This window comes from Bacillus sp. SIMBA_026 (assembly GCF_046535335.1).
GTDB classification, from domain to species: domain Bacteria; phylum Bacillota; class Bacilli; order Bacillales; family Bacillaceae; genus Bacillus; species Bacillus velezensis.
On sequence record NZ_JAWRWX010000001.1, the window covers coordinates 526,050 to 552,548 of the forward strand.

Here is a 26,499-nt window from a genome sequence, read left to right on the forward strand (position 1 = left end):
GGTCTTTTATTATGTCGGAATAGTAAGACATTTATTGTGTGAGCAGTATTTTCTGCGATTTTTATTGACTATGATCAGGCGATCCGATAGCATATTGTACCATATAAAGAAAAAGAGGAGGCCTCATTTTGAACAAAGAAACACTGGCTGAACGGCTGAATGCATCAGCCGGCAGACAAAAAGCCGATACCGTCATTAAAAACGGAAAAATCATGGATGTATTTAATCAGGAATGGATTTCTGCAGATATCGCCATTACGGACGGAGTGATCGTCGGGCTGGGTGATTATGAAGGGGAAGAAGTCATTGATGCAGAAGGCCAAATGATCGTTCCGGGCTTTATTGACGGACATGTTCATATCGAGTCCTCTATGGTTACTCCGATTGAATTTGCTAAAGCCGTCCTCCCACACGGAGTGACTACTGTCATCACTGATCCTCACGAAATTGCGAACGTTTCCGGAGCAAAAGGCATTTCTTTTATGATAGAGCAGGCGAAAAAGGCGCCGCTGAACATCCGTTTCATGCTTCCTTCCTGTGTTCCCGCGGCTAGCTTTGAACGCTCGGGAGCCGTATTAAAAGCCGAGGATTTAAAGCCTTTTTATCAGGAGAAAGAGGTGCTCGGACTTGCGGAAGTAATGGATTATGTGTCTGTTGCGGAAGGTGAAGAGGATATGCTTCAGAAACTGCTTGATGCCAAGCGTCACGGAAAACGGATCGACGGGCATTTAGCCGGACTGTCTTCAGATATCATCAATATATACAGAACCGCAATGGTGTCAAATGATCATGAAGTGACGACAAAAGAAGAAGCACTGGACAGAATCAGACGGGGAATGTATGTCATGCTGCGCGAAGGATCGGTGGCAAAAAATACGCTCAATGTGCTGCCGGCGGTGAATGAAAAAAACGCGCGGCGCTTTTTCTTTTGCACGGATGATAAGCATGTAGATGACCTGCTTTCAGAAGGAAGTGTGAACCACCAAGTCAAAATGGCGATAAAGGCGGGACTTGATCCATTCCTTGCGTATCAGCTCGCCAGCTTAAATGCGGCTGAGTGCTACGGCCTTGAAACAAAAGGGGCGGTAGCACCGGGTTTTGACGCAGATCTGCTGTTCATTTCAGATGTGCGGGAGGCTGCCGTCACGAAGACCATGGTCGCCGGCCGGACCGTTGCCGAGAACGGACGCACGGTTTATGAACAGTCTGCCGGTTCCTATTCGCCGGACCAGGCGCTGTTGGATACAGTGCGGCTGAAATCGCCGCTGACTGAATCGGATTTTCATATACCGATTCAAGAGGGCAAGAAAATGAATGTAATCGAAATGATACCGAATCATTTGGAGACGAGAAAAAAAGAAGTGCCTGCACCGTCTGCTGACGCGTTTCGTCCTGATACAGAAAATGATTTATTAAAAATCGTCGTCGCAGAGCGGCACAGCGGCGAAAAAATGATAGGACTCGGGATTGTACAAGGGTTCGGGTTAAAAGAAGGCGCCATCGCCACAACCATTTCTCACGATTCCCATAATATCATCGCCGTCGGTACAAACGATGCCGATTTGGCAAAAGCAATCAACAGGCTCCGTGACACCGGAGGAGGATTAACAGCTGTGAAAAACGGAGAATTGCTTCACTCCGTTCCGCTTCCGATCGCCGGGCTTTTGTCTGATAAGTCGGCGGAATGGGTCAATGACAGCTTGGGCGTGCTTCATGAGAAGCTTCCTCTGCTCGGATTCACCGGTGATTTCAATCCGTTTCTCACATTATCGTTTTTAGCGCTTCCGGTGATTCCGGATATTAAAATGACAGCGGCCGGTCTATTTGATGTCAAAGCCTTTCAGCATATTCCGCTGCAATAAAAAAAACTGCACTCGTAATGAGTGCAGTTTTTTTTAGACCTCCATAATGATCGGAAGGATCATCGGGCGGCGTTTTGTTTTTTCGTATAGGAACGGAGCAAGCGTATCGGTAATTTCGTTTTTAATTTCGGACCACTGCGTTGTTTTCCGATCCATAACTTTCTCCAGATGGTTCGAAATCAGCTGCTGCGCGTCATTGATCAAATCACCGGATTCTCTCATGTATACAAAACCTCTTGAGATTAAATCAGGCCCCGCCGAAACCTTAAAGTCGTCCATGTTGATGCTGACAACAACGATAACAAGGCCTTCTTCTGAAAGAATGCGGCGGTCGCGGAGCACGATATTGCCGATATCACCGATTCCGCTTCCGTCAATGTAAACGGAGCCGGACGGAATTTTGCCTGCCACAGCGGCTTCTTCGCCTTTGAGGGCCAGCACTTCTCCATTATCCATGATAAAGCAGTTTTCTTCAGGTATGCCGCAATCAGTCGCGAGTTTGACGTGCATTTTCTGCATTCTGTACTCACCGTGAATCGGCATAAAGAACTTCGGTTTGATCAGGCGGAGCATTAATTTCTGCTCTTCCTGTCCGCCGTGTCCGGATGTATGAATGTCATTCAATGAACCGTGAATGACTTCTGCGCCCGCACGGTACAGCTGGTTGATGGTGCGGCTTACGCTGATTGTGTTTCCGGGAATCGGAGAGGAAGAAAAGACGACCGTATCTCCGGGATTAATGGAAATCTGCCGGTGCGTCCCGTTAGCGATGCGTGATAACGCCGCCATCGGTTCACCTTGGCTTCCCGTACATAAAATTGTTACTTTATTGGCAGGCAAACGATTGATTTCGTTATGCTCAATAAACGTATTTTTAGGACAGGTAATGTAGCCGAGATTTTGTCCGATTTCAATAGCCGATTCCATACTGCGTCCGAATACGGCAACTTTTCTGCCTTTTAAAACGGCTGCTTCAATCACCTGCTGAAGACGGTGTATATTCGAAGCGAATGTCGCAAATATAATTCTGCCGTCCACTTTTCGGAAAATATCGTGAATGCTTTCGCCTACGCGGCGTTCTGACATGGTGAAATCAGGAACCTCACTGTTTGTACTGTCAGAAAGCAGGCACAGAACGCCTTCTTTCCCGATTTCAGCCATCTTTGTCAAGTTTGCCGGTTCGCCTACCGGTGTGAAATCGAACTTAAAGTCCCCGGTATGTACGATATTGCCCGGCGGTGTTTTGACGACGATTCCGTATGAATCCGGAATGCTGTGTGTCGTTCTGAAGAAGGATACAGACGTCTTGCGGAACTTCACGATGTCGTCTTCACCGATGATGTTTAATTTGGTCTGTCTTAACAGCCCGTGCTCTTCAAGTTTATTCCGAAGTAAGCCGATCGCGAGTTTACCGCCGTAAACGGGAATATTTACTTGTCTGAGCAGGTACGGAATACCGCCGATATGGTCTTCGTGACCGTGGGTGATAAACAGACCTTTAATTTTATCTTCATTTTTTACTAAATACGTGTAATCGGGGATTACGTAATCAATGCCGAGAAGTTCATCTTCCGGGAACTTGATTCCCGCATCAATCAGTACAATTTCATCCTGAAACTGCACCCCGTACGTATTTTTTCCGATCTCGCCCAATCCGCCGAGGGCGAAAACGGCAGTCTGGTCATTTTTTACAAATTTCATTCCGCTCATAACTCCAATACTTTAAAATTTTCGCTCTGCTTCTCATATTCTAAAAAAGCACCGTCCACAGGCTGAACAAATTCAATGTTGTATTTCTGATCTTTCAGTTTCGTTCTGACGTCCCGTTCTGAAACGCCCTCAATGTAAAGTGAATCTGTTTTTTCCCGAACAGGTACTTCGTCAGCCTTCTCTTGATAAAATACCTTATAAATCATCCAAATCTCTCCTTAAATGCCGTATGTTAGACTCGCTTATTCTATTATATTCGAAAACGGATTATAAGGAAAGTCTCGAGCAAAAAAGGGACTTTCAAAAAACGAAAGATCCCTTCTACGCGATGACTTTTTTCCGGAGCATTCCGCCCCACTGTCTTCTGAGTTTCTTCCGTAATCGGCGCAGCATCGTATACCTCCTTTAAAGCCCTTTATAGAAGTAGTATGCGGAAAAAATGAATTTGTTTTCGTGGGTAAAACTGGAATTTCATCAAGGCAGTTTTCCGGAAGAAAAACTTTCTGTATGATGATATTGAAAAAGACACGACTGATAAACGGGAAAAAGGAGAAATTGACATGAATCCAAAACTGATCTTTTTTGATATTGACGGCACGATCTATGACCATGATAAACATATTCCCGATAGCGCAAGAAACGCCGTGAAGGCGCTTAAAGAGGCTGGCCATCACGTTTTTATCGCCAGCGGAAGGTCCCCGTTTATGGTAAAACCGATTCTGGAAGAGCTTGAGATTGAATCATTTATTTCATACAACGGCCAGTATGTCGTATTTGAAGGTGAGGTCATTTATAAAAATCCGCTTCCTGAAGATGCGGTTGCGCGTTTATTAAAGCAGGCGGCAGAAGGGGAGCACCCCGTCGTATTTATGGCGGAAGACACGATGAAAACGACCGTCCCCGGACATCCGCACGTCTCGGAAGGAATCGGCAGTCTGAAAGCGCCTTATCCCGAAGTTGATGAAACTTTTTATAAAGGAAAAGAAATTTATCAGCTGCTTTTATTCTGCCGCGGACACGAAGAAAAAGCATATGCCGCTTTTCCGGAGTTTGATTACGTCCGCTGGCACGAATTGTCAACGGATGTGCTTCCGAAAGGCGGTTCAAAAGCGGAAGGCATTAAAAGAGTGCTTGAGCGGCTTCCGTACCGCGTAAGTGACACTTATGCATTCGGCGACGGATTAAATGACCTTGAGATGATCCGTTTTGTCGGCACCGGGGTGGCGATGGGAAATGCGGTTCCGGAATTAAAAGGTGCCGCCGATTTCGTCACAAAGCCGGTGGATGAAGAGGGAATCAGCTGGGCCGTCAAAGAACTGGGCCTTTTGAAATAAAGAAAACCGGCACTTTGGGAAGTGCCGGTTATTTTTAACGGTCAATGGCAATGGCGTTTTCAGGTTCTTTGAACGGATTTTCTTTATCGATATGGTCGTAAAACATCACGCCGTTCAGATGATCGATTTCGTGCTGAAACACGATGGCCGGAAAACCTTTGAGGCGGATGTCAATCTGTTCTCCTTCAAGCGTCACCGCCTTTACGCGGATGCGGGCGTAGCGCGGCACATAGCCGGGAATGGGTTCGTCTACCGACAGGCAGCCTTCTCCGCTCGTCAAGTAGCTTTTTTCCACTGAGTGGCTGACGATCTTAGGGTTAAAAAGAGCATAGCTGTATAAAGTGCCTTTCGCATCTTCTGCATGGACGGCGATCATCCGTTTTTTTACGTCTGTTTGGGGAGCGGCAAGGCCGACGCCCGGACGAAGCTTGTATTTCTCGGCTAATTCAGGATTTTGGCTGTTTTTCACAAACTCAATCATATCAGCAAGATGCTGTTTTTCTTCGTCAGAAGCGGGAAGCTGAACTTCTTCAGCGATCTCTCTGAGCGCGGGATGTCCGTCGCGTACAATATTTTCCATAGTAATCAAGAAACTTCACTCCTAAAGCTTAATATGTAAATTATAGCGAATTTCTTTATCGCGGCGCAACGAAACAATTGGCCGGCCATAGCAGGCCGGCCGATGTTCACGTTGTATAGGGTCAGCAGCCGCAGCCTAAATAAGCGGCACCGACGATGATTAATAAGATAAACAATACGACGATTAATGCGAATGTGCGGCCGTAACCGCCGCCGCAGCCGTAACCGTAACCGCCGCCATAACCATATCCGCCGCCGCAGCAACCGCCGCCAAATCCGCCGCCAAATCCATATCCGTACATAAAAAAACCTCCTCTTTTAATTACGCTGACCCTCTGTCAGCAGGGCCGGCGTCTACTATAAACTATGTAAAAGCCAAAAAGATGTATGGTCATCCGCCCTGTTTTCTCAATTTTTTATGCAAGTATTCTTTGACAGCACCGTAAGCGTCTTTTTACCCGGTCATGTCAATTACAGCTCAGCTATTGTCAAAAAGCGTTCGGGCTTCTATAGTGGAAATTGTCAAGATTGGGGGATTTTAAGTGAATATGATTCAAAAAAAGGTATTAGCAGGAATCGGAGCGCTCGGCGCCGCAAGTATGCTGCTTGCCGGATGCGGGGGAAAAGATCCGGTTGAATCGCTTCATGACTCGATGGAAAAAGCCGTTCAAGCGGAAAAACCGTTTCAAAAAGAGCAGAAAACATTAGAAAAATTGGAGAAAAAAGAGCATCAGCTATACGACAGCGCGGTTAAACTGAATATGGATGATTACCAGAAAATTGTCACACTGTCTGATCAGGCTCTGAGCAATGCAAATCAGCGAAAAAAACATCTGAAAGCAGAAAAAGACAGTATTGATGATTCAAAAAAAGCGTTTGAATCCGCAAAAAAAACTTCTCAAGAAATAAAGGATAAGAAAGTAAAAGAAAAAGCCGGGCATGCTGTCGCTTTAATGGGGAAAAGGTATGCATCTTATGATCTTTTGTACAAAAAGTACGAAAAAGCCATTTCACTTGATAAGGACCTTTATAAACTGATTAAAGATAAAAAGCTCACATTAGCGCAGCTGGAAGAGCAAATCAGCAAAGTAAACTCAGTTTACGAAAAGGTGCATAAACAAGCAGATGAGTTCAATCAATTTACTAAAGACTACAACAAAGAGAAAGAACTATTATTCCGCAAATAGTATAGTGAAGGCATATCGGCATGGGCTGATGAACTGATAACAACCGAGTTCAGCCGCCTGTAAAAAGGCGGCTGAAGAATTGGTATATACGTGTGTTTCCCATTGACAACAAGTAAATCATGGTATAGTATTTATTTAGGGAAATATTCACATAAAACCAATCGTTGTTTCGGCACGTTGGAATGTTTTTATTATATTGATATATATAAAACAGAATGAAAATGTGATTTTAATTATCAGAAAATTCTACCTATTTATATTTACGGCAATATGATATTTGTACATGCTTTTTGCTTTTAAACCTTTATCCGGCATAAAGGTTTTTTTATTTTGCTTAGTAATGCTTATTAAGTAAGTGTGCTAAGAGTAAACGACAATTTTAAAATTGAAGTGAAAAACGTTAATCAAATCGGAACGAAAAGAAACGGCAGAAATACGGAACAGGAGGAAAACAAATGCTTGCTTACGTCTTTCCCGGACAGGGAGCGCAGTTTAAAGGAATGGGCAGAGACTTATTCGATGAATTCAGTGAGCTCATTAAAAAGGCAGATCATATTTTAGGATACTCCATAAAGGATTTATGCCTTTCAGATGAAAAAGAGAGGCTGACTGATACGAAGTATACACAACCTGCAATTTATACAGTGAGCGCACTGCAATATTTAAAGGGTTTAAAAGAAGGTCATACACGCCCTGATGCTGTTGCAGGACATAGTCTGGGTGAATATACTGCGCTTTTTGCGGCCGGCGTTTTTAATTTTGAAACAGGTCTCCGGCTGGTTGCTAAAAGAGGCGAGTTAATGAGTGAGGCTTCCGAGGGCGGAATGGCTGCCGTGATCGGACTGGATGAGCATCACATAAAAAAAATACTTCAGAAGTATGAATTCGGCCAAATAGATATCGCCAATTACAATACATCTTCACAAATTGTGATAGCAGGGGCTGCAGATGAGATAAAGCGGGCAGCCTCTTTTTTTGAAAAAGAAGGGGCGAAAGCTTATATCGTATTGCAAGTCGGCGGAGCTTTTCATTCTCGTTTCATGGAAAGTGCACAGCGTGAATTTGCGGAATTTATCGAGGAGTTTCATTTTTCTGAATTGAATTTCCCGGTCATATCTAACTATACGGCAAGACCTTATAAACAAGAAGATATCAAACGGAATTTAATTGAACAAATAACAAACTCGGTGAAATGGACTGAAAGCATCAGGTATCTAATGGGACAAGGCGTAACTGTGTTTGAAGAGATCGGTCCCGGCAACATTCTGACTAAATTAATTCACACCATACAAAGAGATGAGGAACCGCTTACTATCAGTGCGCCGGAAGACAGTCTCTTTTTTTCTGAAGGGAACAAGGACAATTCGGAAAGCGGGAAAGAGCATAGCCTCTTGGCCGAAAATATAGAGAGCGGTGCAGCTTCACCGGTGTCCCGATTGGGTGATCAATCTTTCAAAGAAGATTACGGTTTGACATACGCGTATTTGGCAGGTGCAATGCATAGAGGGATCTCTTCCGCTGAAATGCTGATCCGCCTCGGGAAGAAAGGAATGCTGGGGTTCTTTGGCACAGCGGGTTTACCTATAAGGGAAATTGAACAGGCCCTTATTTCTATTAAGAAGACACTCAAAAATGGTCAGCCCTACGGAATGAATCTGCGATTTGAGCCGGATCATCAAGATAGAGAAAAGGAATTGATAGATTTATATATCAAGCATGACGTACGAGTAATAGAAGCGTCTTCGTATCTTTCCGTCAGCGCACCATTAATTTATTACAAAGCGCATCAGTTGAAGATAGACAAAAGCGGCAGGGTCATACCTCATAATCGGATCATTGCCAAAGTTTCACGGCCGGAAGTTGCGGCCGCATTTCTGAGTCCGCCTCCTCAAAGTATCGTAAAGAGAATGTGTCAGAACGGTATGCTGACGGAAGAGCAGGCGGAGTGGCTCAGCCGTATTCCGGCAGCAGACGATATCATTATTGAAGCAGATTGCGGAAGTAATACCGAACAGGGCTCATTGACGGCGATGCTGCCGTTTTTTGTTAACCTGCGGGATGAGATGATGGAAACACACAAATACGCAAGGAAGATAAGGATCGGGGCTGCGGGAGGAATCGGGACTCCCGAGTCTGCGGCGTCTGCTTTTTTAATGGGCGCTGATTTTATTATGACGGGATCCATTAATCAATGTACAGTTGAAGCCGAAACAAGCGGTTTTGTTAAAGAAATGCTGAGTGAGACAGGAATATGCGATACTGCTTATGCGCCTTCGGAGACTCTGTTTGAGTTCGGAACAAAGGTTCAGGTGCTGAAAAAGGGCACGCTGTTTCCGGTCAGGGCAAATAAATTATTTCAAATCTACCAACAATACGAGTCTTTGAGTGAGATAGATGAAAAGACAAAGATTCAGCTCGAAAATGATTATTTTAACAAGACTTTTGATGAAATCTACGAAAGCATAATAGATAAACAGCCGAACCTGGCCCAAAAAGCTGAGCGCAATCAAAAATATAAGATGCTGTTACTATTTAAGTGGTATTTGCAAAGAGGATGTCTGCTTGCTTTGGAAGGGCAGGAAGAACAAAAGGTGAATTTCCAAGTTCATTGCGGCCCGTCTTTAGGCGCTTTTAATCATTGGGTAAAGGGCACGGATTTGGAATCATGGAGAAACAGACATGTCGATGACATTGGTGAAAAATTGATGAATGAGACCGAAAGTCTGCTAAGGCACAGATTGGATACGTTATTTCTACACTAAAGAAGGAGCGGGTGGAGGCCAATGGTTCATTTGAATAAACAGAATGCGGATATCGCGATAATCGGGGTTGCTTGCAGATTCCCCGATGCAGATCATTATCAAGAATTCTGGGAAAACATAAATAGCGGCAAAGATTCCATCCGGGAAGTGCCGATTGAACGGTGGGATCCCGAACTTTATTATTCAGCTGATATCAGTGTACCGAACAAAACAATCAGCAAGTGGGGAGGTTTTATTCATAAAGCTGACCATTTCGACCATAAGTTTTTTAATATCTCTCCCCGGGAAGCGAAAAACATGGATCCTGAGCAAAGAATCCTTTTAGAAGAAACTTGGCGGTGCATCGAAGATTCCGGGGTTTCTTTGCAGGATCTCCAGCGTAAAACCACTTCTGTTTTTGCAGGTATTATGAATTCTGACTACCGGCAGACAGGTAAAGCTGAATCGGAAATCGACAGTTATGCCTGTTTAGGAAGTTTCGAAGCTATGCTTTCCAACCGGCTTTCATACACATTCGGTTTGACCGGAAAAAGTATGTCTGTAAATGCCGCTTGTGCATCGTCGCTTGTTGCTTTACATGAAGCGGTTAAGTCACTGCGGACAAAAGAAAGCGATTATGCAATCGCATCGGGAGTAAACTTGAATTTCCAACCCGGAAAATATATTTCTTTTTCTAAAGCCAGAATGCTGAGTCCTGACGGCAAATGTAAAACCTTTGACGCAGCGGCGAACGGGTACGTTCCCGGAGAAGGGGCAGGCGTTGTATTGCTGCAGCGCCTTGGTGATGCAGTAAAAGCCGGTCACCATATATACGGGATCATAAAAGGGACAGCTGTTAATCATGGCGGTAAATCCCGTTCCATAACCGCTCCTAGAGCAGAAGCGCAGAGCCGGGTCATCTCAGAAGCTTTACACAACGCTGCTGTCGATGCTGCGACGGTTTCTTATGTAGAAGCACATGGCACAGGTACATCTCTGGGCGATCCGATAGAAATAGAAGCATTGACAAAAGCGTATCGGCAATATACTGAGGATACTCAATATTGCAGGATCGGAAGTGTGAAAACAAATATCGGTCATACAGAAGCAGCAGCTGGAATGGCCGGATTGATAAAAGTTCTAATGATGATGAAACACCGGAGGGTGCCGAAAAGCCTGAATGTACATACGGTAAATCCAATTATACAGTTTGAAAAAACACCGTTCAGGCCGGCGCTTGATTCAAGTGATTGGAAGGCGGCAGACGGGGCTCCGCTCAGGGCGGGAATCAGCTCCTTCGGTTTTGGGGGTGTTAACTCTCACGTCATCATCGAAGAATTTATACATACAAAAGACGAATCTGACAGAAAAGGAAGGGTACCCTTCCTTTTTTCCGCTAAAAGTGAAGAAAGCATGAAACAAATGATACATCATTGGAGAACCTTTGCTGACGATTCTGAGGAATTTTGCAAAATATCAAATGAAGTGATCAGCAGCACCCTTTTAACGGGGAGGACATCGTTTGATTACAGGGCTGGTTTATTGGCAGGCAGCAAGGAGGAATTTAAAAATCAGCTTAAAGAGGGATTAAGTTTTCGGAGGAAACAAGATTCTGAATGGGCGCTTGCCATCGGTGACTTCAAATGGGAAAGTTATAAACAATTTGCCGTTTTGAAACGGGTATTCCCTGATTTAGAAAAGAACGTAAGGTCGGTGCTGAAAGATATACCAACATTGCACAGTTCATTTAAAAGAAAATGGACACCTGAGAAAATCCGCTTGTATTCTTTAGTTATCAATACGGAAATCATAAAAAGTATCCTGGCATCCGGTTTTAAGCCAAGCCTCATTACAGGCGCCGGAGACGGATATTACGTCGCTCTTGCAGCAGCGGATATCATCAAAATTGAAAAGGCCATTTCTGTAATCACAGGCGCTGAAAAACCTTCGCACATATCCTGTGAGCCGCCGTCCATTCCATTTGTCAATCCGTACACTTCAAAAACGTACCCGCCGGTTCGATTAAATGAAGATTATGTAAGGATGCTGCTGAACGGTCTGAGCTTCCCGGCTGATTTTACAGACCGCCTGTACGGGAAAACACGGCTGCTTCTTGAGCACCAATATACGTTTAAAGGGTTTTTAGAAGAGTGGGATAAAGCGGGGAAGACTCAGGAAATCGAGATTTTATCTTATATTGTGAATCGCGCGGCGGTTAAAAGAAATGCATTGCCGGCTGATGAGGAAGCAGCGATCATGGCTATCCTTGCCTCTATGAGAAGACTGTATAAGAGATGGGATTTAACAGATTATGATGGATTCTTTAATAATGATTATGTTCTGGAAATATTAAATTTACTTGATGAAGGAATCTTCTCTAAAGAACTTTTTCTGAGCATGTTATTGAAAAAGCAAGACGGAATTAAACAGGCTGTTGCTTGTATTAATGAGCAGCCGGCAGGTTTTTATGATAAAACTCGTTTTCCGTTGATGACAGAATACAATCAAATGGATGCCGTGTCTCAGGAGATAGCTGATCATATGCCGCTTCACACGGAAGAAAAGGGAACGGAGCCGGATGTGGATGTTTCTGATTTTTCAGTTTTTCAATTCGGATCGCTCCCTCCATCAGCAAAACTAAACAAAGCGGCTGCTTTTGAAGCGGACAAACCAGCTGATGAGGCTCTTTATCATTCATTTATGCAAATGTGGCTTTCAGGAGAAGAGATTGAATGGGCGAAACTAGGTGACTATCATAAAAGAAAAGCCCCGCTTCCGCCTTATCCGTTTGAGCGCTGTCAATTTTCTTTAAACCCTCAGCAGGTAAAATCAGACGCGGCTTTTTCAGAAAAGAAGAATCAGGCACTTTATACGCCGGTATGGAAAGAAACCGCACTTGAGAATGAAGCGGATAGCGGACAAGCCTGTACTATTTTGTTGTTCTCCGGAAACAAAGACTATTTTGAAGAGCTGAAAAAAAGAGAGAATACGTCCGCATATCTTATTATGCCCGGTGACCGTTTAGAGCAGATAAGCGACAGTGTTTTCACGATCAACAGGCAGCGGCCCGATGATTATCAAAGTGTCATTCGTCTGTTAAAAGAAAAAGGCGCAGCGCCTGATGCAATTTTGCATACGTGGTCTGAAAAACGGCCTGAACTGGAAGAAACACTCGAATCAGGAATTTATTCCGGGTTTTATCTGACTAAAGCTTTAATCAGCGAGAACCTTATAAACAAAGTAACGTTCATTTATACATTCAGCGCAGATCAAAAAGAAAAATTGCCGTATTTTGAAGGTGTGAACGGTTTTTTAAAATCGGTAAAACAAGAATATCCGCAGTTGCATTGTAAGACGGTTTGCTTTGAACATGATTCTGCATCCGTTTCATTTTCAGAGAAGGCTGCTATTCTTTATAAAGAAATAAACACAGCGCCTGATCGGCATATTCATATCACTTACAGAGGCTGCGTAAGATATGCACGGATGTTAGAGAAGCAGAGAGAAACATACACAAAGACCATTCAATACCCTGAAAAAGATAAAGTATATTTAATTACAGGGGGATTTGGGGGGATTGGCAGTAAAGTCGCTGAATATTGCGCGAAAACTGAAAGATCCACCATTATTCTATCGGGGCGATCTGCTTTAAACGGAGATAAGCAGAAACATTTAGAATACCTGAACAGCTTTAAAGCAAAGGTTTATTATGTACAGGCGAATATATCCGATAAAGAAGCGGTAAAAAAAATGATTGACGGTATTACCGATCAGCATGCAGGTCTTCATGGCGTCATTCATTGTGCAGGAGTTATCAGAGACTCGCTGCTTTTTCGAAAAACAAAGCAGGAACTTTCAGAGGTGATTGCTCCAAAAGTTCATGGCGCATTGAATCTTGATCATGCAACGAAGTCGCTGGAATTGGATTTTTTCGCCGTTTTTTCTTCAGTCGTCTCTATTGCAGGGAACGAAGGCCAATGTGATTATGCATATGCAAACAGCTTTTTAGATCATTTTGCCGAATATCGGGAACAGAAACGGCAAAATTCTCTGCGCAGCGGCCGCACGCTGACAATCAATTGGCCTTTATGGCAAGACATCGGAATGGGGGCGAACCTGTCAGGTCAAGGGCGGACGTCTCTTTTTCATGGTTCCGGGCTCGAAGAACTTCCTGCTGAAGACGGAACGCAATGGTTTTCGCGGATTGTAACTTCGGGTCAGCTGCATAATATTGCAGTCTGCGGTGATCATGAGCGCTTTGAACAATTTATGCGGCAGAGATTTTTGACGGACGAAACAGAGACAGGCAGTGCCATTCCTTTGGCTCAAGGCGATATTTTGGATCAGACAGTTTTGTTTTTAACCAATATCATCTCCTCTGAGATCGGTGCAGAACGGGAAGAGATCGATCAAGATGTGCATCTGGCTGAATATGGAATGGATTCGGTTATGATTCATCAATGCAACACAAAGCTGGAGCAGTCACTGGGAGCAATTTCGAAAACGCTTTTATTTGAATTTCATACAATCAGAGATTTAGCAGATCATCTTGTAAAGGAATATCCGGATCGGCTGGGGCGTTTATTTTCACGGGAGGAAAAAGGAAAACAGATTCAGAGCATTACCCCTGCCAGGCCGGAACAAAACATCACTGCACCTGCGGCGGAGGAAAAAGAACATCTTGACGGGATAGCGGTAATCGGTATCAGCGGCCGTTATCCCGGGGCTGAAAATATCGAAGAATTGTGGGAGCTTCTATCAAAAGAGAGAACCGCAATCACAGAAATTCCGAAAGAACGATGGAATTATGAGACCTACTATGATCCAGACCCCGCTAAAGCGCATGAGGGGAAAATTTATTGCAAATGGGGCGGATTTTTAAAGAATGCTGAATCATTTGATTCTTTGTTTTTCCAAATATCGCCGAGAGAAGCAGAAGCGATGGATCCTCAGGAACGAATATTTCTCGAAACCGTGTGGAAAGCATTTGAAGATTCGGGATATACCATTGAAGGGTTGAGAAAGCAGACCGAAAAACATGTCGGTGTATTTGCGGGAGTGACAACCAATTCCTACAAGCTGCTCGGCGAAAGAATACCGACGGATAAAAACGATGTACTTCCAAATTCGTTCCCATGGTCTCTCGCGAACAGAGTGTCTTACACATTTGACTTTACAGGTCCCAGTGTCCCTGTAGATACGGCTTGCTCTTCATCCTTAACGGCAATTCACATGGCTTGCCAAAGTTTAACAAAGGGTGAGTGCTCGGTTGCGGTTGCGGGAGGAGTAAATTTGTATCTTCATCCTTCTGACTATTTATACCGATGTCAGATGGGGATGCTTTCAAAATCGGGAAAATGCAGAAGTTTTGGAGAAGGCGGCGACGGTTTCGTACCCGGGGAAGGTGTCGGGGCCGTTATTCTTAAACCGCTTAAAGATGCCATACGTGATAATGATACTGTGTACGCCGTCATTAAAGGAACGGCAATTAATCACGGCGGAAAGACAAATGGCTATACGGTGCCTAATCCTGCCGCACAGGCGGATTTAATTCAAGGAGCTCTTAAAGCGGCCGGTTGGAGCGCCAGAAGTGTCAGCTTTATTGAAGCCCACGGCACGGGAACGCCGCTGGGTGACCCGATTGAAGTCCGAGGCCTGACCAAGGCGTTTAGAGCTTATACCGAAGATGTTTCATATTGCTCTCTCGGATCGATTAAATCTAACATCGGTCATCTCGAAGCGGCTGCGGGTATTGCCGGCCTGACAAAGATTATCTTACAAATGAAGTATAAAAAAATAGCCGCAACACTGCATGCTGAACGGGTGCATCCGGATCTTTATCTGGAAGAGACACCTTTTTGTCTTCAGCAGGAAACCGCCGACTGGATAAAACCCGCGAATGAAAAACATTCTGACAGCAATTATCCGCGGCGCGCGGGATTAAGTTCTTTCGGAGCGGGCGGGGCAAATGCTCATATCCTTGTGGAAGAGTATGAGTCTGCTGCTGACTGTCATACGAATTGTGAGGAAAGTGAGGAACTTATCGTACTCTCAGCCAAGCATTCACTGAGTTTACGGGAATCGGCAAAACAGCTGGAGGAATATCTTCAAAAGGCCCGTCATAAGCAGGACGAGTTTTTGCAGCAAGCGGGAACAAACAAGCCGCTTCACCTTTCTGATATTGCGTATACCCTTCTTGAAGGGCGTGAAGCCATGCCGGAAAGGCTTGCTGTCATTTCAAATAATATCGATGATCTGATGTTGAAATTAAATCACTTTTATAATGGAATTGACGATCACGAAATATTTAGAGGGAAAAAACCGAATCATAAACGCAGACAGCAGCAATCGGATCTTCCGCTCAAATCCGGCAGAACTACATTAGCCGAAATGGCTGAATTTTGGGTATCAGGAGGGAATTTAAGCTGGGAAGATTTCCGCACCGGCAGAAAACCGGCGAAAATTGCGCTGCCGACTTACCCTTTCTTAAAAAACAGACTGTGGGTGTCAAATAAGGCGCAAACAAAATCAGCAGCCGGTACAGCTCCTTTATTTGATTTTTCTGCAGGTGAGTGCCGATTTTATAAAACGCTTTCTGATTCTGAATATTATTTAAAAGATCATGTTGTGCATGGGAATATGGTTCTGCCCGGAGCGGCAATCATCGAAGCGGCCAGAGAAGCGGGAGAGAGGCTGTACGGAAAATCAGTCATAAAACTGAGTCAGGTTGTATGGCCGGTTCCAATAATCGTTGAAAAAGAAAAGACGATAATGATAGATCTGCTGCCGAATCAAAAAGACGGCAGATTTGTGGTGAAAACCGATATGCAACCTGAAGCGGCAGTTCATTGCCAAGGAAACATTATCACATGCGGAGATAAAGATGCCTCTCATACAGAGCATTTTCAATTGGACAACTGGTTAACCGGACAGAAGAGATTAATCAGCGGCGCTGAGTGTTATAGGACCTTCCGGCAGAGCGGTTTGGACTATGGAGCCAGTTTTCAGGTAATAAAACAGCTGTTTATCCATGAAAATGCTGTTCTTGCACGAATATCACTTCCTGAGAGCATTCATAAAAAATCCGGCACGCTGCTGGAACCGTGTTTATTGGATGGCATTTTTCAATCCACAACCGGGTTTATGTCCGGTCAAGAAGGGGATCACACCGCATATTTGCCTTTTGAATTAGGCGAGCTGGAGATTCTGCATGCACCTTCGGCAAACGGCTATGCTTACATTACAGCTGCCGATGAAAGACAACATGATGATGTCAAAAGGTTTCATATACTATTTATGGATGAAAACGGATCTGTAAGTCTTAAAATAAAAAACTTAGCGTTGAAGGCATTAAAGGCTGCACCGCAGACTCAGGATGAGCGGCATTCAGTTAAGTATTACACTGATATGTGGAAGCGGGCCCCTCTGCTTCATCAGCCTGAAGCCAGCGGTTTAAACAGCTGCCTTGTGATTTCACTCCGTCAGGATATATCAGAACCGCTGATCCGCAAGGCATATAAAGATATCGGCCTGAATATGATCTTTGTCCGCCATGGCGGCAGTTTTCAAGAAAAAGAAACTGATTCCTTTGAATTGAACAGCGTCAAACTTGACGGCTATAAGAAATTGCTGGCGATTCTCAAAGAAAGACAAGTGACAATTGACCGCGTCATTTTAATCGGGATGAGCCCTGAAACGGGAATTGAGCATAACATTCATGAAAAACTGGAAGAGGCTGTTTTGCCGGTTTTCAATGTAACGAAAGCTCTGCTAGCAACAATCCCAAGACATAAAATCCTGATATCACATGTATTTTTCACAAGGGAAAATCAAATCTTACCTTATCAAATGGCAATCAGCGGCTTTTTTAGGTCGCTTCATTTAGAACATCCTATGTTGTCCGGTAAAAATATTGAAATACACAGCGATGAAATTCAGTTACAGCTGAACGGCGGTCTGCCTGAATTAAAAAACCTTGTGAAAGAAACAGTCATCAGCGATGATACTTCTTCAGAAATCAGATACAGAGATGGAATCAGGCAGGTAAAGCACTCTGCAGAAATTGAAAGTGCCGAGCCCCCCAAAAAGATGGAAGTAAAAGAAGGGGGAGTTTACCTCATTACAGGAGGAACAGGCGGTCTGGGACTGATTTTCGCCAGACATCTTGTGCGAAAAGGGAGAATAAAACTTGTCCTTATCGGCAGGTCAGAGCTTTCTGAGGAAGCCATAAGCAATGTAAAAGAGCTCGAAAAAAACGGATCAGAAGTTTTTTATGTAAGAACCGATATTTCTGATAAGGAAAATGTCGACAACCTGATAAAACTCGTCAAAAACAAATTAGGTCCTGTTAAAGGAATTATTCACAGCGCCGGTGTGATAAAAGATTCATTACTCATCAATAAGCGTGAAGAGGATCTCGATTCAGTCTTGGCCAGCAAGGTTTACGGAACGATATGGCTTGACCGGTATACAGACAGAGAACCTCTGGACTTTTTTGTTATGTTTTCATCTATCAGCGCAATAATCGGGAATGCCGGACAAACTGATTATGCTTATGCAAACCGGTTTATGGATTATTTTGCGGAAATGAGAGCAACGGAAAATAAACCTGGAAAAACAGTCTCGATTAATTGGCCTTTATGGAAAGAAGGCGGTATGCAAATTGACATTCATTCAGAGAAGTTCCTTTATGACCGTTTCGGAATGCTGCCTCTGGAAAAACGGGAAGGCCTTGCAGCATTTGATCAAGCAATGACAGGGTGTGAACATCAAATAATGGTATTTAGCGGTAATGAATTAAAGCTGGAACGAATGATAACGATTGACAGCGGAAAAAGTGACCCGGCAATCGCCGACGAAAATCAAGAACCGAAAGAGCTGTCAATAACTGAATCTTTAAAAAGCACTTTGACGCGCATCGTCACCGGCGTATTAAAAATTGAAGAACGGGAATTTGATTTTGAACTGCCGATAAGTGAATACGGATTTGATTCAATTATGTTTACAATGCTGGGCAACGAATTAAACGAAACATTAGGAATATCAATGATGCCGTCAGATTTTTTCGGTCTTACTGATTTTAATGAACTTCTTGAGTTTTTAAAGAGTGAGTATTCTGAAGAGCTTCATCTCTGCGGTTCTTTTTCTTCAGATGAATCTGCGGCGAAAGACAGGAGAGAAAATCTGATTGAGGGCATCGCAAAGATGATGTCAAGTATTTTAAAGATTGACAGAAAGGAAATAGAAGAAGAGACTTCATTCGGCGAGTACGGATTTGATTCTATTACGTTTACCAGACTCGGAAATGAAATCAATCAACAATATGGTACGGAATTATTGCCGTCCATTTTCTTTGAATGCAATTCACTGGCTGAACTGACTGATTATGTAATCGAGCAATACGGAGAAATCCTTTTTGCTGAGACAGAATCTTTTTCTGCAGCTGACGAAAAAACATTGTACAGCACGCCTCCGCCGGAATCCTATGAACATTCCCCTGAGCCTGAAAACAAAACTAGGCAAGAGGAAAGACATATGAATGAGCCGGTTGCAATAGTGGGAATAAGCGGCCGTTTCCCCAAAACAGATACGCTGGAAGACTTTTGGGAAGGAATTGAAAAAGGGCGGGATATGATTACAGACATTCCTGAAGACCGTTGGAACTGGAAAGAGTTTGACGGCGATCCGATCAGGGACGTCAATAGAACAAAAATAAAAAAAGGCGGATTTATCAAAGGTGCGGACAGTTTTGATCCGTTGTTTTTCGGGATTTCTCCCGCCGAAGCAGAATTAATGGATCCCCAGCAAAGAATTTTTATGGAGACTGTATGGAAAACAATAGAAGATGCGGGCTATAAGCCATCTGATTTGGCAGGGACGAAAACCGCGGTGTTTGCAGGGGTTGCCACAACGGATTATGCTGAACGTCTGAATGAAAATGGCGTCTCTGTTCAGGCGCAGACTGCAACCGGTTTAAATCATTGTATATTGGCAAATCGTATTTCTTACCAGCTGAACCTGACGGGTCCGAGCGAACCGATTGACACTGCCTGTTCAAGTTCGTTAGTTGCTCTTCATCGTGCGGCTGAGGGGATTCAAAGAGGCGATTTTGAAATGGCGATTGCAGGCGGTGTGCATATTATGACAAGCCCTACTCTGTTTATAGCTTTTGATAAAGCAGGTATGCTTTCCAAAGACGGAAAGTGCAAAACGTTTGATAAAAGCGCTGACGGCTATGTAAGGAGTGAAGGGGCGGCTGCAGTATTGCTTAAGCCGCTCAGCAAAGCACAGGCAGACGGTGATCATATATATGGTTTGATTAAAGGGTCAGCTGTAAATCACGGCGGCCGCGCCAATTCTTTGACAGCTCCGAATCCGAACGCACAGGCGGACTTATTAACCGAAGCTTGGCGGAAGGCGGGGGTCAGCCCTGCCACTGCGGGATATATAGAAGCGCATGGCACAGGGACAAGTCTTGGCGATCCGATTGAAGTGAACAGCATCATAAAGGCATTTAAAACGTTATATCAAGAATGGGACATTCCCTTTGAGAAACAGAAATGCTGCGGAATCGGGTCTGTGAAAACAAACATCGGCCATCTCGAAACCGCTGCCGGAATAGCCGGAGTGATGAAAGTGTTACTGGCTTTTAAATATCGCAAACTTCCGGGTCTCGCCCATTTTTCAGAACTCAATCCATACATCAAACTGGAAAATACGCCATTTTATATCACAGAAACCGCTCAAAAGTGGCATCCGATAAAAGATGAAGAGAACAACGATCTGCCGAGGAGAGCAGGTGTCAGCTCATTCGGATTCGGCGGTGTGAACGCGCATATTGTTTTAGAGGAATATAGGGAACCTCAAAAAGAAGTGCCGGAAAACAACGGTAACACACATATTTTTGTTTTATCTGCGAAAACCAAAGATCAATTACTTAAGTATATCCGGCTTATGCTTCAGTACTTGGATCGCGTGATTGCCGGTGAAATGACCGTTAATGCCAGTGACATGGAATTTACATTGCAAAACGGCCGGGAAGCAATGAACGAAAGAATTGCCGTATGTGCAGCGAGTCTGACTGAGCTGAGAGATAAATACGTCAGCTTTCTTGATGACAGCAAGGTGCAAAAAGGCGTATTTATAAGCGAAAACACAGAAGAGCGCACAGCTGTTTCTGAATATATGATTGAGGAGGCTCTTCAAAGCGGAAAAGAGGAGCTGCTCGCACAATGGTGGGCCAATGGAGCCGAGTTTGAATGGAAGACAATCGGCAATAAGAAATTGAATAGAGTGCCGCTGCCAACTTATCCGTTTGCAAAAGAGAGTTATTGGTTTACTCCGAAAAAGAACAAAAGCGAGGTTAATAGCAAAAGTCTTCACCCATTAATCAGCGAGAATGTCTCAACATTAAAGAAACAAGCATTTAAAACTGTTATTTCCGGAACTGAATTTTTCGTCACTGATCATCTTGTTTCAGGAGACTATGTGCTGCCAGGAGCCGCTTCGCTTGAAATGGCTCTCGTTTGTGCGGAAATAAGCGGAGAAAGTAAAGTATATAAAATAAAAGACGTGATGTGGAACAGACCTATATTATATAAAGGAAAAACGCTGCACATTTATACCGACTTGGACATGAAACAAGATAAGTTGAACGTAACGATATGTAAAGAGGGTCCGGATGGCGTGCAGCAAATCTGCACACGAAGTGAAACAGTATTCGGAGACATAAACAGCAATCCTGAGTATGTCGATATTGATAAGTTCAAACGCAGCAGTGGGCCGGTCATAAGCCGGGAAGAGTGTTATCACCGCTTCAGTCGTATGGGCCTGACATATCATAGCAGTTTTCAAACGTTGAAAGCCGTATACCGCAGTGATATGGAGTTAATGGCAGAATTGGAGCTTCCGGCTCATTTAGCGAACGGGTTTTCACATTTTACACTCCATCCTTCATTAATTGACGGCGGTTTTCAAGCGGCGGCATTTTTGTTAAGAGATAATGAGAAAGAGGGCTTATTTGTTCCATATTCACTTAGAGAGCTTCACATTAAGAGGGCGCTTACTGCCCGATGCCATGTTTCGGTGAGAGAAACCGGTTTTTATACGTATAACATTGATTTTATTAACGAGAGCGGCGAAATAGCCGTGAGCATGAAAGACTTTTCTGTCAGAAAAGTGACCGGGGGAGAATTAACCGCAGGACGTAAAAATGAAGATCAGGAAATTCTCTTCTTATTAGAACAATTGAAAAACGGTGAACTTTCTGCTGACCAAGTTTATCAGCTGCTGGAGGGAAAATAGTGCAGATCAAACAAATACTTTCCTTAATTGAAGAACAGCAAATGTCTCCTGATGCAGGACTGGAGCTAATTCGCACTTACAGAAAAGAACAAATGGAAAAAAAGGCGGAGCAAGCTCCGTCCCCAACCATTTTTTTTAAGAACGATTGGGTAAGGACAAATAACATTGATATGCCGAATCAGCAGGCCCCGGGGAATATGCTGATTTTTGATCAGGATAACCGTCTTTTTCAGCATGCCGAGATGATGAATGGAGATCATAACCGTGTCATTCTCGTAACGCCCGATTCTGATTATAGAATTGAACGGAATAGATGCACAATCAATCCTTCTGATGAAAGTCATGTCGAAATGCTGCTGTCTGATTTGGATGAAAACGGATTTACACCTGATGTCGTGCTTTATTTATGGAACGGAGAAATCAGAGAATTCACTGAAGAATCCGTTAACGAAACTCTTTGCAGAGGGATAAACTCGCTCTTTTTATTATCAAAAGCTTTAATGCGGAGAAACGAACCTGTTACGTTATTGCATATTTATTGGACAAGGGATCTGAATCAGCCGTTTCATGAAGCTGTCGGAGGTTTCATGAAAACGGTAAACATGGAAAGCTCCAAGCTTAAAGCGAAAACCATACAGATTCGCCATGAGCATTCTGACATAAATCCTCCGGTTTCCGAGATATGGGATGCTGTAATCAGTGAAATGCAGCGCTTTCAAACGGATGAATGTGAGATTTTAATAGACTCACATACCCGTTATGTGAAAGGGCTGCAGCCTATTGATATTCCGGAACACGATCACGGATCTGTAACGTATCAAAAAGGCGGCATATATATCATTACCGGAGGAGCCGGAAAACTCGGGCTGCTGTTTGCGGAACACATCGCTAAAGAAAACCAAGCCGTGATTATACTTACAGGCCGTTCTTTTTTAGCAGCTGATCAAAAAGAACGGATCAGTAAGCTTAATGAGAGCGGCTCTATTGTTGAATATCAGCGGACGGACATAACAGATCGAACAGAGGCAGAGCGATTCATTTTCGGCGTTAAACAGCGGTACGGCAGCATAAACGGGATCATTCATGCTGCCGGCATCCTTCGTGACTCATTTCTTGTAAATAAAAGTCTCAGTGATTTTACGGACGTACTGAAACCGAAAGTTTACGGGACAATCTGGCTGGATGAGCTGACAAAAGACGAAGATCTTGATTTTTTTGTTCTCTTTTCTTCTTTTTCCGCTTACGGAAATGCCGGGCAAAGTGACTATGCCTATGCAAATCATTTTATGGACAGTTTTGCAATGCTTCGATCTCAGCTCTCCCGAAACGGAAAAACCCTTTCAATCAATTGGCCGTTATTGAAAGATGGCGGGATGAGTCTCGACAGCAATGGAATCAACCAAATAAAAGAAAAATACGGAATGACTCCGATGCGAACTTCCTCTGTTCTGGAAGCGTTTCTGAAAATGCTGCGGTCTTCATTTACCAGCTTAATGCCTGCAGAAGGAGAGCGGGATAAAATGATAAAAGCGCTTTCGATTCAAAGAAACACAGCTGCAGCAGATCAAGATACACTCACGGCGGAACACGATGAAGAAGAGGAATATGCTGCGAAAGAAAAAGTCAATGACTATTTAATCAAGATCATCAGCGGTGTCTTGAAAATCCAAGCTCATAAAATAAATGCGAAAGACTCTTTTGAGAAATTCGGAATCAACTCACTTATGATCATGTCACTTATTTCAAAGCTTGAAGATACTTTCGGGGATCTTCCAAAAACAATCTTTTTTGAATATCAGAACATTGAAGAGCTTTCAAACTTCTTCCTAACATCTTTTAAAGAAAAAGTGCTTAAGGCCGCAGGGGCAGCTCCGGTAACAAGAGTGCCGAAGAAAAGAGAAAATCTGAGTAAAAAACAGCACCGGCAGCAGAGGGTTGCAGCTGCACCGAGCATGGTTCAGCCGGGTGAGGATATTGCCATTATCGGTGTGAGCGGAAGATATCCGAATTCCGATACTCTTGAGGAGTTCTGGGAAAACATTGCCGGAGGGAAAAACTGTATTATTGAAATCCCCGAGGAACGTTGGGATTTCAGATCGATTTACAGTCCCGACAGAATGGAGAAGGGGAAAATCAACAGTAAGTGGGGCGGTTTTATCAGCGGTGTTGATCAATTCGATCCGCTGTTTTTCCACATTTCTCATAAAGAAGCTGAGCTGATGGACCCTCAGGAGCGAATTTTTCTCGAAACCTCCTGGCATACGTTTGAAGATTCAGGATATACAAAAGAGAAGCTTGACGGTATGAAAGCCGGTGTGTTTGTCGGAGCCATGTACGGACAATATCAATTATTCGGCGCAGAAGAAACTGCGCGGGGCAATCCGATTGCGCTCAGTTCCTTCTTTTCATCTATTGCGAACAGGGTTTCATACTTTTTTAATCTTTCCGGCCCGAGCATTGCACTGGATACGATGTGTTCATCGTCGCTGACGGCCATTCACTTGGCGTGTGAAAGCATTAAAAGAGGGGAAAGTGAAATTGCGCTTGCGGGCGGCGTTAATGTGTCCATACACCCCAGCAAATACCTTTGGCTGAGTCAAGGTAATTTTGTTTCCACCGAAGGATTGTGCAGAAGTTTCGGAGAGGGCGGAGACGGCTATGTCCCTGGAGAAGGTTCGGGAGCCGTCCTGTTGAAACCTCTGGAAAAAGCAATTGCCGATCAGGATCATATATACGGAGTGATTAAAGGAACATCTGTAAATCATGGCGGAAAAACCAATGGATTTACGGTTCCGAATCCGAATGCACAAGCTGAGCTGATTGCTGAAAATTTCAAGAAATCGGGCATCAGTCCGCGATCCGTCAGCTACTTGGAAGCACACGGAACGGGTACTTCGCTCGGAGATCCGATTGAGATCGCAGGATTGACAAAAGCTTTTGAGAAATTTACGGACGATAAACAATTTTGCGCCATAGGTTCAGTGAAGTCTAATATCGGACATTTGGAGTCTGCCGCAGGTATAGCAGCCCTTACAAAAGTTCTTTTACAATTTAAGCACCAGAAATTGGCGCCATCCATTCACTCGGAACAGCTGAACCAAAATATCCGATTTGAAAAGACGCCTTTTTACGTTCAGCAGAAAGAAGAAGAGTGGCGGAAAGAATCAGGCGCCTCCAACAGGAGAGCAGCAATCAGTTCGTTCGGAGCGGGAGGAGCAAATGCCCATGTCATTGTGGAAGAATATCAAAACCATGCTGACACACAAACAATAAGCGGTCCGTTTGCCGCAGTTCTCTCTGCCAAAAATGAAGACAGACTGAAAGAATACGCTCGGCGCCTTCTGCAATTCACAGAGCGGGAGACAAAGGCCTCGGCAGCTGATATCGCTTTTACATTGCAGACATGCAGGGAACCGATGGAAGACAGACTTGCTGTTGTAGCTTCCGATTTGCCGGAACTTAAGGAGAAGCTGAGAACTTTCTGTATTGAAGGAACAATTGGAGAGGGCGTATACAAAGGCAATGTTACGAAAGATTTTGATAAAGTCTTTATCTTTCATGATCAAAAGATGAAAGATAAATTCCTCGAGGTGATGATGGAGACAAAGGACTTGAATCTTCTTGCAAAATTATGGTCTTTCGGGGCTGATATTCAATGGAGAGAGTTATATGAAGAATATACCCCGCAAAAGGTCAAGCTTCCTTTATATCCATTTGCTGAGGAGTCTTACTGGGTGCCTGGAAGCCAAAGTGCAGTATTTACGGAAATATTGCCGCAGCAGTCTTCACTGCACCCGCTTCTGGATTCGAATGAATCTACTCTGGAACAGCAGTTTTTTAAAACGACATTAAGAGACAAAGAGATTTGGTTAAAAGACCACATTGTAAAAAACAAGAGCATTCTCCCGGCAGCTGCTTTTCTTGAAATGGCATGCGCAGCGGGAACGCGGTCATATCGAAAGAAAAAGGTCACTCGTTTAAAAAACGTGATATTTGCCAGACCGGCCATGCTTTTGCAAGAGAGCCTGACCATTTACACTCATATTTCCGTAAAAGACGGCAGCATATTATTTAACATGTCACCTGACGAGGATGCTGCTGTAAGGACTGGATTTGTGACGGGGGAATTAGATTATGATCATCATTACAGTGATGATATAGAGAACATCGACAGACAAGAGATGATAAACAGAAGTGCTTTTGTCCGTGAACAAGATGAATGTTACGAGTATTTTCGGGAAAACGGGTTCCTGTATGGGCGCGCTTTTCAGCCGATTCAACGTTTATGGGGCGGCGGAACGGAAGCGGTTGCACACTTATTGCTGCCAAAAGAAGCCGCATATGCTCTTGAAAATTATACATTGCATCCGTCTTTAATTGATGGGGCTCTGCAATCTTTGTTCGGCATTACGGACGGAAGAGAAGAGGCATCTGTTTATGTTCCTTTTTCAATAGGAGAGATTACGATTCGGAAAAAAGTTTCAGCAGAATGCTGGGCTTATGCGCGTAAAACAGGCCAAAAAGGTCACTCCGAGCTTATTTACGATATTCAGCTGCTTAATGAACAGGGAGAGAGACTTGCAGGTTTAAAGGATGTAACCATTCGTAAAAAAGAAACGTTTTCCGCGGAGGCACAGAATCATGCAACAGCGGATTCCAATGGAAAGAACGAGAGAGTAAAAGAGCTCCTCAGACAATTAAAAGCGGGCGAACTGACTGCGGAGGAAGCAGATTATGCGCTGGAGCGTATGCAGGATTAGTTTATCATTTTGCGGCAGTGCCA

The 26,499-nt window shown here is 43.9% G+C and carries 10 protein-coding genes; 6 read left to right on the forward strand and 4 right to left on the reverse strand.

The window, feature by feature from the left end; translation table 11 throughout:
- Window positions 1-128: 128 nt before the first annotated feature.
- A complete protein-coding gene (gene ade, locus SB847_RS02910) occupies window positions 129-1,862 on the forward strand; it encodes an adenine deaminase (RefSeq protein WP_410562488.1) in 1,734 nt (577 codons plus the stop codon).
- 33 nt (window positions 1,863-1,895) lie between these two features.
- On the opposite strand, the gene rnjA is transcribed toward ade, so the two are convergent.
- Together rnjA and SB847_RS02920 are read right to left on the reverse strand one after the other, a co-directional pair.
- Window positions 1,896-3,563: a ribonuclease J1 gene (gene rnjA, locus SB847_RS02915; protein ID WP_007611151.1), complete on the reverse strand. Its 1,668-nt coding sequence runs from the start codon at window positions 3,561-3,563 to the stop codon at window positions 1,896-1,898.
- Between the two features lie 5 nt (window positions 3,564-3,568).
- Window positions 3,569-3,778, reverse strand: a complete 210-nt coding sequence (locus SB847_RS02920) for a DNA-dependent RNA polymerase subunit epsilon (protein ID WP_003154548.1) — start codon at window positions 3,776-3,778, stop codon at window positions 3,569-3,571.
- A gap of 354 nt (window positions 3,779-4,132) precedes the next feature.
- Here SB847_RS02920 and SB847_RS02925 point away from each other — a divergent pair, with 354 nt between their 5' ends.
- Window positions 4,133-4,906, forward strand: coding sequence for a Cof-type HAD-IIB family hydrolase (locus SB847_RS02925; protein WP_410562483.1), 774 nt, complete (start codon window positions 4,133-4,135; stop codon window positions 4,904-4,906).
- A 34-nt stretch (window positions 4,907-4,940) separates the two neighbouring features.
- Here the strand turns inward: SB847_RS02925 and def are convergent, their stop codons facing one another.
- On the reverse strand, window positions 4,941-5,495 hold the full coding sequence (def, locus tag SB847_RS02930; RefSeq protein WP_003154544.1) for a peptide deformylase: 555 nt from the start codon (window positions 5,493-5,495) through the stop codon (window positions 4,941-4,943).
- A gap of 112 nt (window positions 5,496-5,607) precedes the next feature.
- A complete protein-coding gene (locus SB847_RS02935; protein WP_007409651.1) occupies window positions 5,608-5,787 on the reverse strand; it encodes a YjcZ family sporulation protein in 180 nt (59 codons plus the stop codon).
- 246 nt (window positions 5,788-6,033) lie between these two features.
- On the opposite strand from SB847_RS02935, the gene SB847_RS02940 reads away from it, so the two are divergent.
- The 4 genes from SB847_RS02940 (at window position 6,034) to SB847_RS02955 (ending at window position 26,476) form a co-directional block, all read left to right on the forward strand.
- Complete coding sequence (locus SB847_RS02940) at window positions 6,034-6,672, forward strand: YkyA family protein (protein WP_032864631.1); 639 nt, start codon at window positions 6,034-6,036, stop codon at window positions 6,670-6,672.
- A gap of 455 nt (window positions 6,673-7,127) precedes the next feature.
- Entirely contained in the window at window positions 7,128-9,434 is a 2,307-nt protein-coding gene (fabD, locus tag SB847_RS02945; RefSeq protein WP_410577316.1) for an ACP S-malonyltransferase, read from the forward strand.
- Between the two features lie 21 nt (window positions 9,435-9,455).
- Window positions 9,456-21,716, forward strand: coding sequence for an SDR family NAD(P)-dependent oxidoreductase (locus SB847_RS02950; protein WP_410577318.1), 12,261 nt, complete (start codon window positions 9,456-9,458; stop codon window positions 21,714-21,716).
- Window positions 21,716-26,476 carry a type I polyketide synthase gene (locus tag SB847_RS02955; RefSeq protein ID WP_410577320.1) on the forward strand — a complete coding sequence of 1,587 codons (4,761 nt, stop codon included), beginning with the start codon at window positions 21,716-21,718 and terminating at the stop codon, window positions 26,474-26,476. The genes SB847_RS02950 and SB847_RS02955 overlap by 1 nt, the downstream gene beginning before the upstream one ends.
- Window positions 26,477-26,499 lie beyond the last annotated feature (23 nt).